Origin of the sequence: Methanobrevibacter sp. (assembly GCF_045644645.1) — an archaeon.
Taxonomy (GTDB): domain Archaea; phylum Methanobacteriota; class Methanobacteria; order Methanobacteriales; family Methanobacteriaceae; genus Methanocatella.
The window spans coordinates 1-20,723 of sequence record NZ_JAZRHE010000056.1; the positions used below are offsets into that span (position 1 = coordinate 1).

Below are 20,723 nucleotides of genomic sequence, written 5' to 3' on the forward strand. Positions count from 1 at the left end.
TGAACTCTATTGTTATTTCATGTTTGCCGAGGAATTTTTCAATGATTTCAAAGATTATCCTTGACAGATCGTCATCCACATCGCCGTCAAACACAAGTGTGCCGTCAACGTAAACCTTCAGATGTCCGTTTGTGAGATTAAGCTTAAAGAGGTCCATCAACGCTTTGAGATTGATTACGTTTGAATAGCAAATCACTTCCATATCAGATGCACGGTATACTGTGTATGCATGATCTGATTGAGAGTTGTAATCTGTTGGCATTCTACTTGGAGCTGACTTCACCTCAGGAACAGCATTATTTCCACCATTATTGTTGGTATCCTGCAATACTGTAACGGTATTGAAAACGCTGCTGCCATCATATATAGTTTCAATCGGATATACTCCAGGATTCAACAAAGGCAATTTGAATGATGCTATTCCATTTTTATCTGTTTTGACTGTTGAGGCCTTACCGTTGATTTTAAAAGTGACCGGAACGCCACTGGCCGCAACTTTACCGTCGGCTGAGACTATTTTGGCGGAGAAGTATTTTTCACAACCATAATCCATTGTAATGTCTTTGTTTTCTGTAATTTTACAGGTGTTTGGATTTAAGTTTACAGTAACACTGTTCTTGTAGGTTTGATTGTTGTATGCTGTTGTCATCTCATATGTGCCTGGAACCTCAGTTATTTCAACTTTAGCTATTCCATCAGCACCAGTTATCGCTGTAGTTGTTTTTTCGTTGATTGTGAAATTGACAACTGCCCCTGCACCGACTGCATGGCCGTCAGCGGTTACAACTTTTACACTGAAGTATGATCCGCTGCCATAGTCAACAGTGATGTTGGTGTTTTGTGTGACTATAGTGTTGTCCATTAGGGTGTATGCCTTGATGCATGCTATCATCGGAGTGTTAGGGTCTTCAGTAATAAGATCCTGCCAGGTTCCGTTGAAATAAGTCCGTGAAATGTTGCTTGGATGATGCACTCTTGAATTTGTACTGATAGGCACAGCATTTGATGTGATGTAAACGCTGAATTCATCTCCCTCCTTGATTGGGATATATTTGTCCAGCTTGATTGTGTGGTATCCGTAATATGGTGAGGTGCCGTTCTGAGTTAGGACTTCAATGCCGTTCACCATGATGCTGATGGTGTAGTCAACGCCTGACTGATTGAAGTAGGTTCCAACGGCCGCAATCAAATCGTCACCAAAGCTGATGAAGTCGTTCACATATGTTATTGGAGTGCCATAGAGAGGATTGTCCGTTTCATACTGCATGAAATAATATAATGCACCGAGGTCATACTGATAGTTCTTGTTGTAAGGCAAGGTATTCTCAAAGATGAATGCGACAGGAGTAGTCAGAACCATTTTTGAATTGATTGTCGTGTCGCTGTAGGATAGATAGAAGTATCCTTCATCACGGGATTGGTTTCCCCAGCTGTTTTTGATTATCCATGCGCCGTCATGGCCCGGGTCGATTGCAAAGTTTTCACTTGGATAGCTGTCATCCCATCCGGCTATGGCAACTATATGGTTGCTGCCGTCGCCGTCAGGGTCATACTGTGCAAATGTTGTGTCATTGTAATATATCCTTGTGCCGTCGGCACTGATTTGCCCGGCGAAATATGAGATGGCCACTGCACCATATTTGAGGATGGCCTCTTTGACGGTAGGGTCTCCACCTGCAATTGTCGTATCTATAGGGACATAGATCATGTCCTGAACATGGATGTTTTCCCCTGATGATATTACTGGTGAAAATTTGCCCAGTTCATCGTAGGTGTCGAAATCCGCTGGGAATACTCCAAACCAGTTCAGCGCATAGGCAGCACCCTCTGAAGTGAAACCGCCCTCAGCAGAGATTATATCACCATATTTGCTGTATTTTAACATTAGATTTTGCATGTTGTCTTCTGAAAGGTCATATGCAATCCCTGTTGCCTTCAAAAGGGCGGATTCCAATGCTGCAGTCATTCCAAATGCCCAGCAGGAACCCATCAGTCCCTGATCCCTTACATCTGTAACCCAGCCGTAATCCCTTAAATCAAAGCGGTACGGTAAGTTTGTGAGATTTATGTCATTGGTAACGAGGATTATGCCTTTTCCTTCCCCTATAATGCAGCCGGGATAGAAGGTGTTGTTGAGATCCTGGCTGGAGATGTTGTCTGTTCCATAGATGGTGCCGATTTTGCTTCCCGGACTGTCGAAAAAGGTGAGAACAGCTTGATTGCCGTTGCCGTTCAAGGTTACATTGTCAATATGGTATATTGAATCGTAAAGACATATGGCACCTGCAGACAGCGCATTATTGGCGCTGAATTCACAGTCGGTCATATTCAATTCGCCATGGTCGAAGTATATTGCACCTCCGGATGACGGATAGCTCCCGTTGTTTTCCACATGATTTGAAGCGAATGTGGTGTTTTTGATTTGTACGGATGCCCATGAAACGTAGAGCGCTCCGCCCTCATAATCCCCATGGCAGCCGGTGAATGTCGAATCCATGATTGTCAGGTTGCCACCTATATGGACAATGGCTCCTCCAAAGGAAGAGTAGGTGTCGGTGCAGGTCATGTTGATGATGCTGACGTCACCGATTCCTGCGCCTTCCCCGACTGTGTCAACGAATACCGCACCGGCATTTTTGGCTGAATGGGTATTTTCGAATATGCAGTTTTCAATTATCGCATTTCTTGACATCTTGAATGAAACCGCACCTGCAGTCTCGCTTGCACTCAGATTGATGAATCTGGTGTTGTTGATGAGTGCATATGTGATGCTCTGTTGGCTCCAGCAGAACATGGCCGGAGAGTATGTTGCGGAGATGTTGGCGAATGTGCAGTTGTCCAGAATGATGGCATGGGCAGCCATGGTGAAAATCGAACCATATTTGGTTGAATGTCTTGATGTGAATTCGCAATTCAAACATTGCAGTTCTGATGTTTGAACAAACACATCAGACCCAGACCGGTCGCCTGCAATATTGTCTCTGAATCTGGAATTGTTTACGGTTACAAAAGAATTTTTAGCCACATACAAGGCTCCCGCATAGTTGCCTGCGACATTGTCAATGAATGAAACATTGTTTAAAGTCACGGAACTGTTTGCGATGTATAATGCCCCCAATCCATTGGCATTGATGAAGATGAGATTGTTGATTGTGACGTTGGCAGAATTGAGAATCAAAAGTGACGCAGTCCTGTTGCTTGCGTCAAGGGTGTGATAGTTCCCGTTAATTACAAAATCATGTTTTCCCTCCAGTGTTACACTGTTGGGGGTATCGTTTTCATCGAATGTGTAGTTGTATTCTATGTCAAACGTTCCTTGAGAGGAGGCGATGTCCTCGGCCAATTCCGTATAGTTATGGCTGGCCTCTCCGGTTGTGTCTTCCTGTGTGATTTCCAGTATGTTATCAATGTCGCCGTTGGCGATTTCCATTGAATCATCATTGCTTCCTGCCGTAATGTTTTCGCTTGCATCCTCGCTTGCCGAAGCGGCGCCGATTGTGAGGATGAGAAGAAGAAATATTACGGATATCTTCCATAGTCTCATTGTTGTACTCCATTGAATGATTTTAAATATATTTTTCTTAAAATTAAATATTTATTAATATCGAACTATTTTATGTAATTTTTTTAAACAATTCTAAATAAAAATCTAATTTTTAAATTATTTAAGCATTTCCAAATAATGCTCAACAACATCTGCGGATTAATTGACATGTAATTATCAGCAACAATCATCCGTATCAAATCTGAACAACCTCTTCGTAATAGTGAACTATATATTTGATTTTATGCATAAAAGTAATAAAAATATATAGACTTCTTGTTTGCATATTATATTTTGAGAGCGAAAAGTACATTATATTTTGTATAGTATATGTGTATGATGAACTTCAGACTCAAAAAGTAAAAGATATCAAACCCTGCAGGTAAATGAAAATGAAACTTGAAAATTGCCAATACAAAACACATGACAATAACATAATCAACTATTATGAGACTGACAGCAACAATCCCATACTCTTGATAATACATGCCCAAAGTGCAAACTCAAGTAGTTATTCCGGTGTAATCAAAGAATTGTCCAAAAAATTCCATTTAATTATAATTGATTGCTATGGACATGGAAAAAGCTCTCATAACAAGGAAAAATACAATATAATCAGCCAGGGTGAGGATTTAATCGAATTCATACAATATAAAACTGATGAAAGAATATCTATTTTGGGCCATTCCTCTGGTGGTCTCATTGCTTGCTATATCGCTTCAAAATCAGATCTTTGCAATAATCTGATACTGGAAGACCCTCCGCTTTTTTCAAGCGTAGGTGAAAAAAGGTTCAATTATTACAACTACAATGACCTCTCAACGGTTTGTCACAATTTCATCAATCAAGACGAGGAAGAGGATTTTGTGTACTATTACTTCATGAATCAGTACATGTGGAACTTCTTTCCTGAAAATTCAAGGGAAAAAATCAGAAACAAATCCGGAAAATCTGCACTGAAATATAGGAAGAAACATCCTGACAAACCACTGAAAATCAGATTCTGGCCCAAAAAATTCCTAGAGGCATTCAACGGGATGGAGCAATATGATCCTTACTTCGGAGAGAACTTCTACAATGACACATTCAATTGCAACATCAATTACAGCAAACTACTTTCAGAAATAAAATGCAAAACATTATTCATGAAGGCGAATACCAAAATTGCAGATGATGGCATTATTATGGGCGCCCTGACTGATGAGAATCTTCAACAGGTAACCGCCCTAATCAAAAACATTAGGGTGGAATATTTCAACTGTGGGCATGGAATCCATAATGAAAAGAAAAAAGAGTTCGTAAAAAGTGTGATTGGAACCATTGAATGAGTAATATTATATGAATTTGTCAATTAATATAATTAAACATATGTTTTTTATATTTTCATGTTCTAAATATATTGTCGGAGCTAAAAGTAGTAAATATTTTGTATAGTATACGGGCAACATCTTTATTAAATATTTCAAAGTTTTCGTGACTATTTTTATATATCATTTTTGTGTTTTTTCATACGGTCGCAGTTTCAAAGTTTTTAAGATTTATGGAGTTTAACTTGATTCATGTATTTTGTTATTGTTTATGCGATAACATAACAAAATATTTTGTTAAGTATTTATATATGTATTAACAAATATTTTATTAATCAATATATTCTAAAGGGGCATATGATATGGATGATAAAACACAATTAATACTTAATTTCATAAATGAAAGTAGTTCTAACATGCCTTATGTGTTAAGGGACAAATTAATTAAGAATGATAAAGAATTAAACTATAGATTTGAATTTGAAGAAATTAAAAATAGTATTGATGAGTTTATTGATGGAAATGAGTTAAATAGATTTATTGTGCTTCCAGGAATTCGAGGTGTTGGAAAAACAACTCTGCTATATCAGGCTTATTATTATCTGTTAAATGAAAGGCAAATACTGCCTGAACAGATAATCTATCTTTCATGTGATGATTTAAATAATCTTGTTGATTGTGATATCAGGGAGATAGTTGAAGTTTATCTGAATAATCAATTCAATACTCAATTAAGATTGCTGGATAAAGAGATTTTCCTATTGATTGATGAATCACAATATGATAAAAACTGGTCAATATCAGGTAAAATAATTTATGACCGTTCCGAAAAAATTTTCATGGTATTTACAGGTTCATCTGCATTAAATTTAGAATATAATGCGGATGCGGCAAGAAGAATGTTTAAAAGAGTCATAACTCCTCTGAATTATAATGAACATTTGAAATTAAAATATGATTACTCAAATATTGATCTTGGAAATTCGTTAGTTAACTTGATTTTAAATGGTGAAGATCAAAAGGCCATAAAATATGAAAATGAAATGAATAGAGATTTAATTAACAATGTTGAGTATAATGCCAATGATTGGGATGAGTATTTGAAATATGGCGGATTTCCAATTTTGTCTCGAAAAATCAATCTAAGAATGTTATCCTCCAATATTGTTGACATGGTTGAAAAGGTGGTAAACACTGACATGGTTGCCATTAAAAATTTCACTTTTGAAAATCAAACAATTTCAAATAGGATACTTAGATATCTGGCACTGCAAAATGCTGGAGATCTTTCACAAAACAATTTGGCAAAATATCTAAGGACTTCTCAAGCGAATGTAAAAAATATTCTGGACATTTTAGAAAAAACACATTTGATATTTGCCATTGAAGCTTATGGAACATCATCTAAACGCATGAAAAAAACCAAAAAATATTATTTTGCTACAAGCAGCATTAGAAATGCATTGTCCGAAAACTCTGGAAACACAATTCGGGATATAAAGCAATATGAAGGAATACTTTTAGAAAATCATGTTGCATCAATCTTATTTAATTTTACACAAAGAGGAAATAATTATTTTACATTGTATTATGATGCAAACAAGAAGAGAAATGTTGATTTTATATTGCAGCAAGATTTTAAGAATCCTGTACCTATTGAAGTGGGTCGTGGCAGGAAAAATAAAAAGCAAATAACTCACGCAATCAACAGTTACGGTGCAGATTATGGGATTATAATTTCGGATACCACAACTAATATTGAAAAACATGATGATATAATCTATGTTCCTCCAAAAACATTTTCATTTTTATAAAATATATTCATAATTATGAAAATCCAATTTTGTTTCTAAATTAACCTTAAAACATGTTCAGTTATTTAAGGCATATATCATTTTCCATTAATTTTTTTTTAAGGATTATTGGATGATTATTAAACAAAAATAGTCAGATATATATATGTTTAAATTCAAGTATAATATATTTGACATTGACACATTAATAAAATTCTAAAAAAATGGCTGTTAATATGGTCTTGGATGAAAAAAGGAAAGACCATCAAACGTAGGTGAAACTAAAATTGATGTGAAATGGTCATATTGAAAATTATTTGGAAAATCTTGTTTATTTTAATTATTAATTGGTGATTTTAAAAATATGGGGTAATAAAATGGGAAAAGAAGAAAAAAAGGTTGCAAGAAAACGTTTCGATGAAATTATGGGTGTTGCAAAAAAACACCACTTGGCAAGCTTATTGAAAGAGAATAAGGATGATGAAAATTTTGAAGTCGCAGATTTAAGATATGCAATGGAAGAATTGGGTCCGGCATTCATTAAGTTAGGTCAACTATTGGCTACAAGGCCGGATATGGTTGGTAATGAAATTGCAGACGATTTAAAATTGCTTAGGGACAATACTCCTGCAACTCCTTTTGATGAAATGAAGGAGGTTATTGAAGGGGAACTAGGCCAACCATTAGAGGAAGTGTATTCTGAATTTAATGAAGAGCCTCTCGGTTCCGCATCAATCGGTCAGGTTTATAAGGCAACATTAAAGGAAACAGGCATGGAAGTTGCTGTCAAAGTTCAAAAACCGGGCATTTATGATGTTATTGTGCCGGACGTAAAAATATTAAATAGATTGGCCGGAACTGTTGATAAACATATTTCCGGATCAAGAATGTATAACCTGCCGGCAATGGCCAAGGAATTCGAAAGGTCCATCTTTAAAGAATTGAACTATATGGAAGAAGTTAAAAATATTAACAAAATTACCAATAACTTTAAGGAAGTTGACTATATTAAAATACCTGAAGTCTATCCTGAACTCTGTACTTCCAAACTCATAAATATGGAACTCATAGACGGATACGAGGTAACCGATTTATATGACAATGAAATTGAAGGAATTAATAATGCAGAAATTGCTCAATATGGATGCCAATCCTATTTAAAACAGGTATTGATTGATGGATTTTTCCATGCGGACCCTCACCCTGGTAATTTATTTGTAACTCGCGATAATAGGCTTTGTTACATTGACTTTGGAATGATGGGTGTGGTAAATGATACTTTCAGATCAAACTTCGCCCAATTGATATTGCTTTTGTTGGATGGAAATTCACACCATTTGATCAATCAATTACTTTACATGAATATCATCACTCCTGAACAGAACACCGAGGAATTCAGGGAAGATGTTGATGACTTGTTAAATTCCTACATCGGTGTTGATATGGACCAGATGGATGGCATATTCGATGATTTGATGAATGTCATGATCAACAACAATATTGTTCTTCCAAGGGAATTTGTAATGATTGGAAGAGGAATAATACTCATCGAGGAAGCCGGAGATAAATTGGACCCTCACTTCAATCTCACTGCCGAACTTGAAAAATTCGCCAAAGACATGATCAAATCAAAATTCGAACCAGGAAACCTTGTAGGCGGTGGATTTAATTATATTGTAGAAATTGAACATTTATTAAAGGATTTGCCGGACAGACTTAACAGCACTCTTGATAAAGTTGAAAAAGGCGAATTGGAATTAAATATGAACCACACCGGTTTGGATGATTTGAAAAATCAATTGTCCATTTCATTGATTATTGCCGCATTGCTTGTAGGTTCATCCATTGCAATCCTGGCAGATAAGGGTCCGAAAGTCTGGGATATTTCTGCAATCGGATTCATAGGATTCGTATTCAGCGCAGTTCTTGGAGGTTTATTAGTAATAAAATACATTAGGGATAAATAGGCTTTGCCCAATCTTTTAAAAAGCCCCAATGTGGGGGATATAATTAATTAAGAACATATCATGATAATATGCATTTATACATATTAAAGTAAAGGAGGAAAAACAAATGTTAAATAATAAAATTAAATATCTTTTAGTTTTGTTTATTGTCTTGTCTTTATCTATGAACGCTTTCAGTGCGACAAATTTCACTGATGATTCAAGCAATGATGTAAAATCAGCTGATTCAGTAGATGAAGTAGATAATAACAACAATAATAACAATAATAATCAGGCCGACGATAATCAGGCTGATGATAGCCAGGCTGGTGAGGGTCAGGCCGAGGAAAATGAAAATAATATATTGGCTGCTTCAGATAGCAGTGGTAGTGGAAAACAATCTTTTGGCGGTAACGGTTCAGGTTTTAACTTCAATTCATCTGGATTTGGCGGTAATGGATCAGGCTTTAACTTTAACACTTCCGGATTTGGTGGTAATGGATCAGGCTTTAACTTTAACTCATCTGATTTTAACATATCAGATATACTCTCAATCTTCATGAAAATGATGGGCGGTGATGATAATGCAACTAATGCTACTAATGTAGCTAATGCTACTAATGCAACTGCTCCTGAAGTAAGCGATGTTCCTAAAGTTGCAACAAGCACTTCCTATTATCCGGTTTCACATCCGCCAGCAGATGTGCATAAAAGTCAGCATACCGTCACAAGAGTTAGAGATAATAAAATAGTAAGCACTGGAGACACACTGAAACTTGAAGGAATTAACAAGTTATATGACTCTAATTTCACAAATGGACATTTGTTAGTTTATGTTGATGGTAAATTGGTATTTAATGAAATCACCACCAATGATTTAGAAACACCAATATTCGGAATCACTGACAGCTACCTTGGACAACATGAAATTTCAGTCGAATTCACATCAAATGCCGACTCAAATGCAAATACTAATAAATATACAGAGGATGTTATGATATCATAATATCCTACTTTCTCTTATTTTTTTAAAATTTTCTGTTCAATTTTTTAGAATTTTTTCAAAATCCTTGCGTACACTGCTTTTAAGTCATCGTCGGATTTTTCATATATCCTTTTTAAAATTAATTCCGGTGTGCTTTTTGCAAGGAAATTCATTTTTGGGGTTCTGTCAACTATTAAGTTATAATTTTCATCCAAACCCTTTGCTTCAATTCCATCAACACGAATATCTGTGTAATTCATTATCTCTCTTGCCATGTGTGTTACAATAACACCATAAGAATTTGATTCTTTAATCATATCAATAAATGTGGATATGATTTTAACTGCAGCATCAAGTTCGGTTATGCCTTCGAGTTCGTCCAACAACACTAATTTTTCACTTTTTGTTGTAACAATTGGTATAAATACATTTAAGAAGGATTCAAAAGCACCCGCATCAAGTGACCTTTTCTTTGAGAAATGATATATCTCATCAACGATTTTTACCTCACAGGCATCGGCACTTACTGGAAGCCCCATCTGGGCCATTATTGAGATTTGGGTCAATGTTTCAAGGAGTGTTGTTTTACCTCCGCTGTTTGCTCCTGTTAAAAGAGCGATGTTCTCATTTTGAGTTAGTTGATAGTCTACTTTTTGAACATGATCCTTGTCTTTTTCAAGCGCCAATTCTAAATGAAGGGCACCGCTTAATTTAATTTCATCTCCAAATCGGGGTCTGCATAGGTCGTATTCATATGCAAAACTTCCCAAACTAAATTCATAATCAAATTTGATTGTATCCTCAACTTCTTTAATCGCCTTTTGCTTAATTGCATTTAGCTGGATGGCTGCACTTTTTTTAATGTCGAAGATATCATTTTCTTTTTTGGAGGACTGTTCCAGGGTTACTCTTTGAATCTCATTTTCATCAATTTGGATTGGGTAGGTTCTTAGAAATGGATCAAAACTTATGCCGGTTTTTTCGCGAATAATTTCCTTTCTTTTACTGATAATGTCGTCAAATATTTTGGTAATCTTTGGCGGGAAGTTATTGTTTAATAAATTGAGAATCTCATCTCCCTCAAGGTCAACTTTTTTTATTGATTTTTCCAATTCGCTATCCATATCATCTTTTAGAGAATTAACCAATTCTTCAATATTCACGTCTCTTTTGTCGATGATATTTAACTCATCAATGATTGGGATGATATCCCCTAGAACACTTTCCTTGTTTCTGATCTTTTGGATTTCATGAACTCTTGTGAACAGATCTTTGTTTTGAATAAAGAAGTTAATTATCTTTTCAGGAACAATTTCATAGTCATTCTCTTCAATATTAATCATTATGAGATTTGGCATTCCTTCAAAATCAAGCACTCCTTGAGAATAGACATAAAATACCAAATCATAATTCATTATTTCCTCTTTAAGCAATGGTGAGTCACTGGCTGTAATGATTGGGTAATACTGATTAAGCCCCAAATCTGAGAGATAAGAATTGTCCTCTTCACTTTCAACAAGGATTGCCTTGCTTGGGTCATACTCGGGTTTGGCCTTTTCAACTTCTTTTAAATTTTTCATCAGGCCTCTTAGTTTGATAATCGGAAGTTGGGAGACATGCTCTTTTGCAGACATTACAAAATCAAGTCTTGAATTGATTTTCCCTATGTCTTTTGAAGGGGAAAGCAGCAAAATTCTATTTTTTGAGTAGGATGTGTTGGAATAGGATAAGATTTTATTGATTATGTCTTCATAGATTTCCATTGCCCTGTCGCTTTTGATGAAGTCATAACTTTGATTCCCTAATAATTGGTTCATTATTTCAATAGCTTTTCTTTGGCTGATGCCATCAATATTCGAAATTCTTTCAACATCAATATCCTCAACGATTTTTTGGAGTTCCTCTTCGCCTCCAACGCCATTTATTATTTTTTCAGAGATTTTGTCTCCTATTCCTTTTATATTCTGCAATGTCATTCTTTCCTCTTGCATTTTACCAAACCCTTTTTTAATTTAACATTTGTTAATGTATAATAATCAAATCTTGCCGAGAGCATTTGAAAAGTAATGCTAGTAATTACCGGAAGTATTTTTTAAACTGCACTCCAACAGTTCCTTTTCGTTGATGTTTCCTTCAAGGGCAGATTTGTAGATATCAATTATTTTACAGTATTCATCGCTTTTCCATCTGCCGTCTATTGCAAAATTACAAAATCCAATCTCTTTGAGGTGATTAATCTCCGTGAGCAGGGAAAGCTCCTCGCTGTTAAATAGAACAAGCTCTTCACCTGAAATGCTTTTATGAATTGGATATTTGTTATCTTTTCGATCAATCAGGAAAAATTCCGTTTCATCTTTTAATTTTTTAATCTCCTGGGCATATAAAAGAGGATAACGTGTTTTCATCAATTCAACAGACCCCTGAACAAGCATCTCAATTCTTTCTGGATTTTTGCAATATTTTATAATGTCTTCGCAATCCTTTTTAGTTAATTCCGGTGAAATCGTTAGGAGTTCATAGTTTTCAAGGCTGTTTATTGTTTCCGCATTGGTGATGTTGATGGAATAAGGACCATAGTCCCCCTTAAAGGTATTGTTCATGATTGGAATGGTATAATGCATCTTGTTTAATATTCCCTTCACCTTATTCAAAGCTTTAATCAGATTGTCGTGGGCAATGTCTGGCCATTTCCAAATTAGTTTATAGTTTTTTTCATAGGATATCTCCAAAGCTTCCCTTAAAAAGTTAATCATGTAATTCAGGTTATAACTTTCAACAGCACTGATATTTAAATCGTCATTTTCCGGCGGAATTTCCAAATAAACCCTATCTGCATTTTCAATATTTCTTAAATGAGCCAGATTATTGGTGTAAAATGAAATGCTGCTTTTGTCTGAATGTTTTTCACTCTCTTTTAACTCCAGTTTTATTTTTTTAGAGTCGTGTTTGTAGGAGTTGCTAACTTCCTGTTCCAATTTTTTGAACAAATCTCTTCTAAGCTCATTGATTTTACTTATTGGAATGAATAATGTTCCATCATAATTAACATTGATTTGAGTAATCTGATAGGGATAGTTGTCTACTTTTGAGAGCTGATTTTTAATCGTATCCTGTGCAACGCCTTTTTTAAGGGGTTTTTCAAATGGGGAATTTCCCATAACTTCACATTTAATTTCCTTATGGTTGGCAAGTGTTAGCAGGCCTTTAAGTTTGGGAAATCTATTCTTGATGGAAAAGGTAAGGATCAGTTTTGATTTTACATAGCTGGTTCCCTTATTTTCGATTTCACGAACCTTTTTAATTAGATTGTTTTTCTTTGTCAGATATGCATCGGATTCATTTAAATCAAAGTCACTTTTTTTGTTTTGCCGTACCTTTTTAACAATTAAAACCTTATTTTTACGGGTCAAATCTTTAATTTGCTTGATTTTTCCTTTTTTAAAATGATTTAATGTGGTTATGATTGGATTTTGAGATATTTCCAATCCATAATCCCTGTTGCTTTTAACAAGCAATAGTCCATCTCCTTTTTCAGGGATGTTTTCAATGGAATCATCAAGTCTAATTGCAATCTGATTTTTATGAGAATCGATTACTTTGCCAATCTTCAAACCGATATGGCCTGACTTCATGCTTCTTTTTGGAGATTTGGCGAAGTGCCCTTCAATAAGGCCTCTGTTGAAAACTAGGTTTATCTCTTCACTTTCAGTTTCTTTCCCGCTTTTTAGTTTATTCAGCGCCTTTCTATAATTGCTAACTACAATTGCCAGATATTCCTTGTTCCTCATTCTTCCTTCAATCTTAATGCATGAAATGTTTAACTCAGAAATTTCCTTTAGTTTGTTAAATAAACTTAAATCGCAGGGGGATAAGTAGTAATCATCATTTTTAAGCCCTGAAACTTTATATTTTTGGCGGCAAGGCTGGGCGCAAGTTCCTCTGTTCCCGCTTCTCCCACCTTTAAAGCTGCTCATTAAACATTGTCCCGAATAGGAATAGCATAATGCTCCATGAGCAAATATTTCAAGTTCCATATCTGTTTTAAGGTTTTGGATTTCTTCCTTTCTCATCTCGCGTGGAAGCACAATCCTCTTTATTCCTTTGCTTTCGATGTAATCTATTTTAAGCTGATTCTCACAGGTCATTTGTGTTGATGCGTGGATTTTTAGTTTGGGCAGATGTTTGTTTATCAGCTCGACCAGACCCAAATCCTGAACTAAAACGGCATCCACTCCCATTGCATATAGCTTTGATAAATAATTAATCACGTCCTCCAGTTCATCCTGCTTAATTAATGTATTCACGGTAACATAAACCTTAACGTTGTGCAGATGTGCAATGTCTACTGCATCGTTTATTTCATCTAAGGTAAAGTTGGTGGCATACTTGCGTGCGCCATAATCCTTTCCAGATAAATAAACTGAACTGGCCCCCGCATTGATGGCCACTTTCAGATGTTCCATTGACCCGACAGGTGCAAGTAATTCCGGAATTCTCATTATTTGTCCTCGTGCAATCTACCTTCAATATAATTACCTTTATTAATATATGACTGTGAGAAATCCATTATCTGGTATTTATATTTGGTTAATTCTTCCTGATCTTTATCTTCAAGACTCTCATTGTAAATTGACAGGATTTGTGAGGTATATTTCTCATTCGAATATCTGCAATCAAGAATCAATGAGTCGAGACCCATTTCTTTAATCTCATTCATCTCTTCAATCAAGCATAGGCAGTCTTTGTTTATGATATGGCTTTGTCTTGTGTAGTCGAAAAATATTTTGTATTTGAATTTCTTTCTTTTTTTATCTTCCAGGGTGGCATAATCCGCATCATTCGAAATGATGAAGTTTTTCCCGTCATTTAGATTGGTGAAATCATCTTTACTTACAATAACCTCTAGGTTTCCATTCACAATCATTTCCAAATCGATATTCCGGTCATGATTCTTGTTGATTAATTCTTTAATTTCTTCACCTGAAAGTTCCGATGACAGTATCAATGATTTAAAACCGGTTTCGTTCAGATTACGTACGCAAAAGCTATTCCATACATTCAAATTGTGGTTTCCGTAAATAGGACAGTCAAATATTTCATCCATTCCCGGAAAATCCCCCATTACGGAAATGATTATTCCCTCATTTTCCAAATCCTTTACAATTTCATTGCATTTGATGGCTTCATTTTCACTTATAAATGAATTTAACACCCAAACAAATTCTGTCGGGGCAGCCATCAAACTGCCTTTCTTCAAGGTTTCCTTGATGTTGCCGAAATAATCTTGGGGATTGTTGTAATGGCAGTTGCCGTCAAAGTATATCCTTTTCAAATCAAATCCGGATGCCGCTTTGATTTGCGCAATGTCATCTATGAATATTGACAGTTTGGGTTTTTTCTTTTTGGTTTTACTTTTGTCGTTTGCATAATCCTCAAAAAATTTATTTAGGTCTTTTCGCACCTGCTTAACTGATTTCTTGGTGGGGGTGTAATGCTTCATTAATAGTTCGGTTGCGTTATCTAGAATTTCACGCCTAATCTGGTTAATCTCACTGATTGGTATGAAAATATCGCCAGGCATATTGTTAAAGCGAATATTTTCAATATGGAATGGTGTCCCACCGGTCTTCTTAAGTTGCTTTTCAATGGTTTCTTCAGTTACCGGTTTGTTTTTTGCCTTTTCAAATTTGTCCAAGCATTTGTGTCTGAAATTGATCAGCTCTTCGTCAATGAGGTATTCCACTTTTGTAAACAGATTCAGGTCTTCATCCCATGTCAGCGATAAACGGATTCCTATGTTGTTTTTAATGCTTTCCTTTTCGAATTGTTTTAAATAATCGTGAGTGGATTTGGAATAGCTGATGAAAACTTCAGTGCCGACTTTGACAAGGCGTGTGGTGTCTATGATAATTTCATTCTCATCCTGTTTTATGATATTTTCAAGGTAAATTCCTTTGATCTTGCCGTTGTATTTGAATGCAATCCCGTCTCCGGGCTCCAGAATAATTGGAATTTCCTTGTTTTTGATTTCAATGGTTACTTTTGTATCTTCAATCTTTGTGATGTCTCCGATGTATAATCCTTCATGGCCTGAGCTGCCTCTTCCCATCACATCCCCTGGCTTATCATTCATGATGTATCCATTGGTGAATTTTCTGTTAAAGACAAGGTGCAAGTCTTTTTCATAGTCCCCTTCATTGCCGTCAAGGAGGTTTCTATAACTGTTCACGATGGTGCCGATATAATCTCCGGATTTCATCCTGCCTTCCAGTTTCAATGATTTCACTCCAGCGTCTGAAATGGCCTGTAAATTATTGTATGTTGCAAGGTCATGGGTGGATAATAAAAATCCATTTCCGATATTGTATCCTCTGTATTTTAAGCGATATTCCCGTCTGCATGGCTGAGCGCAGGCACCCCTGTTGCCGCTTCTCCCACTGTTATATGAAGACATGTAACACTTTCCGCTGACACAGTAACATAATGCCCCATGCCCGAATGCTTCAAGGTCCATGTCAATCTCATCCTTTTGAAGGCGGTCATGGGTCCTTTTAATTTCCTCTATATTGATTTCTCTAGGAAGGACAACCCTTTTGATGTTGTTTTTCGATGCCCATTTAATTGAGGGGTAATTGTTTAATCCCATCTGTGTTGATGCATGCACTTCCAAATCGGGAATAAATTTTTTTAAAAGCCAGATCAATCCCAAGTCTTGCACAATAACGGCATCAACTCCAATCCTATATAATTCAAACAAATATTTTAAAACATCAACAATTTCAAAATTGTTTACTAATGTGTTTACGGTTACATGGATTTTGACGCTATTTAAATGAGCATATTCGACAGCTTTTTTCATCTCGTCCATTGTGAAGTTTTTGGCATATGCTCTTGCTCCATAATTCTGCCCGGCAATATAAACTGCATCAGCTCCTGCATTGACTGCTATAACAAGTACATCATATGAGCCTGCCGGAGCCAGTAATTCTTCTAAAACCATTTTATTTATGCACCCTGATAATGTTTATACATTTAAACTTTTGTAATTAATTATATATTAAATTAATAACATAATCTATCTCATGTATATAGTTTTTGAAGGTATTGACGGGGCTGGGAAATCCACTCAAATCCAATTATTGAAAGAATGGCTGGAAGCTAACGGGTTCAAAGTGGAAACATTAGTCGAACCAACGGATTCTGAAATCGGAAAATTGATAAGGCGTATCCTGCAAAGGCCCGATGCAAAAACAGACCTTGTTCAAAAAACATTGGGGCTTCTTTTTGCAGCGGATAGGATGTTGATTATGGATGAGCTTAATGACGAATCTAAAGTTATTATTTCTGACAGGTCATTTATTTCGTCTCTTGCTTATCAAGATAATATGGAATGGATTGGGGAACTTAATAGATATGCCAAAAAGCCGGATTTATTAATATTATTGGATTTGGATGTAAAAAAATCAGTTTCCAGAACTTCCGGCGAAGATACCTTTGAAAATGAAGAATTTTTAACTGGCGTTCGAGATAATTACCTTAATCTGGCTAAAAATTATGAACATCAAATAATTGATGCTAATAACGGTATAAATAAAGTATCTTCAGATATAAAAAAAGCTGTTGCACCTTATCTCGGATTGTGTCCGGATTGCATTCTTTGAAAAAATCACCATCATCGCATTATTTCAAAGAAACAATGTTTAAAAATGGATATAGATACTTTTATATATTTGGATAAATATTATATAATATTTAAATAGATGATATGGTAAGTGGTAAAATGGATAAAAAAGAATTGATGATAACCGGAATTGTCATTGTCCTTGCTGTTGTGGCAGCGGGAGTCATATTTGCTCCAAGCACTGCCGCCCAATATACAAGTATTGATGTTTTGAACAAAGGAGATCTTGGTGAGAATAGTACAATCTATGTCAAATTAACATGCGGGGATAAAACTTCTTTAAGTGGTAAAACCATCCATATCAAACTCACTGACAATAAAAACAATGTTGTTTATGACGAGTCTGTTGAAACACAGGCTACCGGCGTTGCTATTGTTAAATTAAATAATCTCGGTGCCGGGGAATATAAGCTTGATGCAAGTTTTGACGGTGATGAAAACTATACTGGATGCAGCATTTCACAAAATGTGACTATCAAAGAGGGAGAAGTTAAGGATGAACTGGCTAACAGCACTCTGATTCAGCAAACAATTGCAGATTCTCAAGGAACCTCTTCACAGTCTTCATCTGCGCCTGCATCTTCATCTTCACAGTCTTCATCTTCAGACTCATCCTCACAATCTTCATCTGTGCCTGCATCTTCATCTTCACAGTCTTCATCTTCAGACTCATCTTCAAGCAGTTCTGCTGATAGTTCTTCAAATTACTATGATGAAAACGGCAAGGAAGTATTGCCGGAATATGATGCTGATGGAAAGCAGATAAATTAAAAAACAAGTTAGTTTATTTAACATTCCCAAAATTAATTTTTTGGGATAACAATCTTTTTTTTTAATATTTAGTTAAAAATAGAAAATAATAGGAAACTATTTGTTTCCTTCCAATTCATTCAATCTTTCTTGAATCGCATTTGCTAAAAATTCTTTTACTTTTACAAGCTCATCGTATTCGCCGATTATTTTTGGTCCGAATTCAGTTTGCTCTAGTTTAATGTCAAACTGCTCGAATGCGTGAGCGAGCATGGCTTCACCAACACCATTCGGCAAACCCATTTGATATTCTTCTTTTTCTTCAACCATTTAATTCTCCTCCATGTATTTTCTCACAGGGGCAAAGAATTCAATTAAGAAATCTTTAATTCCGTTTTTCAAATCCATTGGGTGCAAGTTTCCTTCACTGAATTCATTAATTAATTCGTCATGTGTAAGTTCAATATCGCCACCGAACTTCTCAGGCCTTTTGATAAGTAAAGTATCCTGATTGGGATAGACAAAGGTTTCAGCTATTTCAATCATTGGATTTCCTTCGATTTCTCCCTGTGGGCAGTAACTCTTGTTGATTTTTTTGTTGATCACTTCAACAGAATCGTCCACAGCGATGTAGTTGCCTTTGCTTGAAGACATTTTGGCATCACCGTCAAGGCCATGCAATAATGGGGTGTGGATACAAACCGGAACGTTTTCACCAATCTTTTCCAGGTTTTCACGGGCCAACATTTGAATTTTTCTCTGTTCCATTCCTCCAAGGGCAATGTCCACCTCCAAGGCGGCCATGTCCACTGTTTGCATAATCGGATAAATAACGCTGGCCACTTTAGGGTTATCATCTGCACGACTTACTTGGTCCATACTTCTTCTGGCTCTTTTTAGAGTGGTCATTGTAGCTAACTGATAAACTTTATCGGTATAATCCTGTTCAAGTTGGAAGGATGAACCTAAAACATATTCCGTAGTTTCATCAAGACCCAAGGCCTGGAAACATTTTTTATTATATTCCGCGGTTTCAGCTATCTCTTCGACAGTTCCTTTTCCATTTAAGAATGCATGGTAATCAGCAAGAAGGATTTTAATTTTAAAACCTAAACTTTGCAGCTGTTTTAATTTTTGTACAGTTACAGCATGCCCTAAATGGATTTTCCCTGAAGGTTCGTAACCGGTATAAGCTATAGGCTGTTCTTTTAAAAGAACTTCTTTCAATTCTTCTGCATCTATAACTTCCAGGGTTCCTTCTTCAATTAATTGAATTTTTTCTTCAATGTTCATTATATCACTTAACTCAATAAATAAATGTAATCATCAATTTTGATAAGTTTCACTTCATCCCCAATGTTGCAGTTGGAGAATTCCTCTTTCATTTCCAAATCAATTGCGGAATAATCTGCCGGGTCCAGGATTTGGATTATGTTGGGTGATTTGGAAATAACTGTTGTAGTTTCGATTTCATCGTATTTTTTGACGAGTTCAATTTCCTCCAAACTTTTCATTGGAATATTATGCTTCTTATTTGTTGAAATTTCGCTGCCCACCACGCTATTTTTCCCGATGCCGGTTACCTGAATTATTTTATCTTCAAACTTCACGAAATCGTTAACTTCAAATTCGGGTATTCGCACTGAAATCCAAATTCTATACAGTCCTTTTCCGGTTGACTTGTCTTCGCTTATGAGTCTTGGAGATTCTTTAATGACTCCTCCAAATTCTTCCCTTAAGTTTTCAGCCACCTTTTTCCCACTTTTAAAAGAACCGATATAATAATCATATCCCTCTTTTAGTTTAGCTATTTGGGGGCAATATGCCAGCTTATCTGATTTGGATTGTTTAATCAAAGTTCTTTCAACTATTTCATCAGCTTTGGCATATTCTTCACTTTTTATTTCCCTATTGTCCGCTCTAAACTGAACCACGGATTCATAGTATCCGGATTGTACTTTGCTGCATGTTGGACAAACGGTTTTTCGTATTTTAACTTCCGTATCGTGGGTTTCTTCAATTTGTGTTCCCTGAACTTCTCCAATAACCTCCACATAACAGCTGGCTATTGTTCCTTTGATCTGGTCGATTTCAAGGTTAATTATTTCATTTGAAACTTCATCGGCTATTTCAATGTTTCTCTCAAGGGCTCTGTAGATGATCTCTTCTTCGGGAATAAATTCTTCGCTCCATTTTCCCTCTTCAAGTTTGCTGTTGCAGTGGCTGCAGATTTGAACTTCAATATGTTTTGGTATTTCAATCATTTGAAATTCCTTTAAAAAACAGTCTATGCAGATGCCACCAACCATTTTCCTATCGGTACTTCCACACTCCGGACAAAACATAATATCAATAAAATAAGTAAAAAAAGGTAAATTATAATGATTTTAAAGGTGCTGTTGCACCGCATGCAGCACATTTAAGTAAGAATATTCTACCTTCTCTAATAATTCTTGTATCTGGTCTGTTGCATTCATGACAAATAACATATTTGTCCACATAATCTTCAATTCTTTCGTTGATTAAGTAATGTGTAAATTTACCTTGTAAAATTGCTCTTTGACCTTCTATATTTCCAGCAGTACCTAATTCTCTCATTAAAAATTTTAATAAGTGTTGAGGGTCTCTGTTTAAACCTTCTGCCACATCTTTGAAGTTTTTAATGAATGTTCTATTACCTTGGATATCTGAATAAGCTTTAGGAATTTTAAATCTTT

Annotated in this window: 14 protein-coding genes; 6 read left to right on the forward strand and 8 right to left on the reverse strand. The window is 35.8% G+C overall.

The window, feature by feature from the left end; all coding sequences use genetic code 11:
• Nucleotides 1-3,544: C1 family peptidase (locus tag ACKI4K_RS03335; protein ID WP_407422272.1), on the reverse strand; the 3,544-nt coding region annotated here is incomplete at its 3' end.
• 392 nt (nt 3,545-3,936) lie between these two features.
• Between ACKI4K_RS03335 and ACKI4K_RS03340 the strand changes: the two genes are divergently transcribed.
• From ACKI4K_RS03340 to ACKI4K_RS03355, 4 genes are all read left to right on the forward strand, one after another.
• A complete protein-coding gene (locus tag ACKI4K_RS03340; protein WP_407422274.1) occupies nt 3,937-4,872 on the forward strand; it encodes an alpha/beta hydrolase in 936 nt (311 codons plus the stop codon).
• 341 nt (nt 4,873-5,213) lie between these two features.
• Entirely contained in the window at nt 5,214-6,665 is a 1,452-nt protein-coding gene (locus ACKI4K_RS03345) for an ATP-binding protein (protein WP_407422276.1), read from the forward strand.
• A 356-nt stretch (nt 6,666-7,021) separates the two neighbouring features.
• A complete protein-coding gene (locus tag ACKI4K_RS03350) occupies nt 7,022-8,611 on the forward strand; it encodes an ABC1 kinase family protein (protein WP_407422278.1) in 1,590 nt (529 codons plus the stop codon).
• Nucleotides 8,612-8,717: 106 nt separating this feature from the next.
• Complete coding sequence (locus tag ACKI4K_RS03355; RefSeq protein ID WP_407422280.1) at nt 8,718-9,596, forward strand: hypothetical protein; 879 nt, start codon at nt 8,718-8,720, stop codon at nt 9,594-9,596.
• Between the two features lie 44 nt (nt 9,597-9,640).
• On the opposite strand, the gene ACKI4K_RS03360 is transcribed toward ACKI4K_RS03355, so the two are convergent.
• The 3 genes from ACKI4K_RS03360 to ACKI4K_RS03370 all read right to left on the reverse strand — a co-directional run bounded on the left by ACKI4K_RS03360 (nt 9,641) and on the right by ACKI4K_RS03370 (nt 16,575).
• Entirely contained in the window at nt 9,641-11,566 is a 1,926-nt protein-coding gene (locus tag ACKI4K_RS03360) for a MutS-related protein (RefSeq protein ID WP_407422282.1), read from the reverse strand.
• Nucleotides 11,567-11,644: 78 nt separating this feature from the next.
• Nucleotides 11,645-14,074, reverse strand: coding sequence for a DUF3656 domain-containing protein (locus ACKI4K_RS03365; RefSeq protein WP_407422284.1), 2,430 nt, complete (start codon nt 14,072-14,074; stop codon nt 11,645-11,647).
• Nucleotides 14,074-16,575, reverse strand: coding sequence for a DUF3656 domain-containing protein (locus ACKI4K_RS03370; protein WP_407422286.1), 2,502 nt, complete (start codon nt 16,573-16,575; stop codon nt 14,074-14,076). Before ACKI4K_RS03370 ends, ACKI4K_RS03365 begins: the two co-directional genes overlap by 1 nt.
• Nucleotides 16,576-16,657: 82 nt before the next feature.
• Between ACKI4K_RS03370 and tmk the strand changes: the two genes are divergently transcribed.
• Both tmk and ACKI4K_RS03380 read left to right on the forward strand, forming a co-directional pair.
• On the forward strand, nt 16,658-17,236 hold the full coding sequence (tmk, locus tag ACKI4K_RS03375; RefSeq protein WP_407422288.1) for a dTMP kinase: 579 nt from the start codon (nt 16,658-16,660) through the stop codon (nt 17,234-17,236).
• 119 nt (nt 17,237-17,355) lie between these two features.
• The gene (locus ACKI4K_RS03380; protein WP_407422290.1) at nt 17,356-18,027 is read left to right on the forward strand and encodes an Ig-like domain-containing protein; all 672 of its coding nucleotides are present in this window, start codon (nt 17,356-17,358) and stop codon (nt 18,025-18,027) included.
• A 96-nt stretch (nt 18,028-18,123) separates the two neighbouring features.
• Here ACKI4K_RS03380 and ACKI4K_RS03385 read toward each other — a convergent pair whose 3' ends face one another.
• From ACKI4K_RS03385 to ACKI4K_RS03400, 4 genes are all read right to left on the reverse strand, one after another.
• A complete protein-coding gene (locus ACKI4K_RS03385; protein WP_407422292.1) occupies nt 18,124-18,336 on the reverse strand; it encodes a hypothetical protein in 213 nt (70 codons plus the stop codon).
• Entirely contained in the window at nt 18,337-19,299 is a 963-nt protein-coding gene (locus ACKI4K_RS03390) for a tyrosine--tRNA ligase (protein WP_407422294.1), read from the reverse strand. It abuts the gene before it with no gap.
• 8 nt (nt 19,300-19,307) lie between these two features.
• Nucleotides 19,308-20,360 carry a 60S ribosomal export protein NMD3 gene (locus tag ACKI4K_RS03395; protein ID WP_407422298.1) on the reverse strand — a complete coding sequence of 351 codons (1,053 nt, stop codon included), beginning with the start codon at nt 20,358-20,360 and terminating at the stop codon, nt 19,308-19,310.
• A gap of 22 nt (nt 20,361-20,382) precedes the next feature.
• Nucleotides 20,383-20,723: translation initiation factor IF-2 subunit beta (locus ACKI4K_RS03400; protein ID WP_407422296.1), on the reverse strand; the 341-nt coding region annotated here is incomplete at its 5' end.

Bases quoted from the DNA above. Each gene is read 5' to 3' on its own strand.
- ACKI4K_RS03360 (WP_407422282.1), bottom strand. From the start codon at position 11,566: ATGCAAGAGGAAAGAATGACATTGCAGAATATAAAAGGAATAGGAGAC.
- ACKI4K_RS03365 (WP_407422284.1), bottom strand. From the start codon at position 14,074: ATGAGAATTCCGGAATTACTTGCACCTGTCGGGTCAATGGAACATCTG.
- ACKI4K_RS03355 (WP_407422280.1), top strand. From the start codon at position 8,718: ATGTTAAATAATAAAATTAAATATCTTTTAGTTTTGTTTATTGTCTTG.
- tmk (WP_407422288.1), top strand. From the start codon at position 16,658: ATGTATATAGTTTTTGAAGGTATTGACGGGGCTGGGAAATCCACTCAA.
- ACKI4K_RS03340 (WP_407422274.1), top strand. From the start codon at position 3,937: ATGAAACTTGAAAATTGCCAATACAAAACACATGACAATAACATAATC.
- ACKI4K_RS03345 (WP_407422276.1), top strand. From the start codon at position 5,214: ATGGATGATAAAACACAATTAATACTTAATTTCATAAATGAAAGTAGT.
- ACKI4K_RS03370 (WP_407422286.1), bottom strand. From the start codon at position 16,575: ATGGTTTTAGAAGAATTACTGGCTCCGGCAGGCTCATATGATGTACTT.
- ACKI4K_RS03380 (WP_407422290.1), top strand. From the start codon at position 17,356: ATGGATAAAAAAGAATTGATGATAACCGGAATTGTCATTGTCCTTGCT.
- ACKI4K_RS03390 (WP_407422294.1), bottom strand. From the start codon at position 19,299: ATGAACATTGAAGAAAAAATTCAATTAATTGAAGAAGGAACCCTGGAA.
- ACKI4K_RS03385 (WP_407422292.1), bottom strand. From the start codon at position 18,336: ATGGTTGAAGAAAAAGAAGAATATCAAATGGGTTTGCCGAATGGTGTT.
- ACKI4K_RS03350 (WP_407422278.1), top strand. From the start codon at position 7,022: ATGGGAAAAGAAGAAAAAAAGGTTGCAAGAAAACGTTTCGATGAAATT.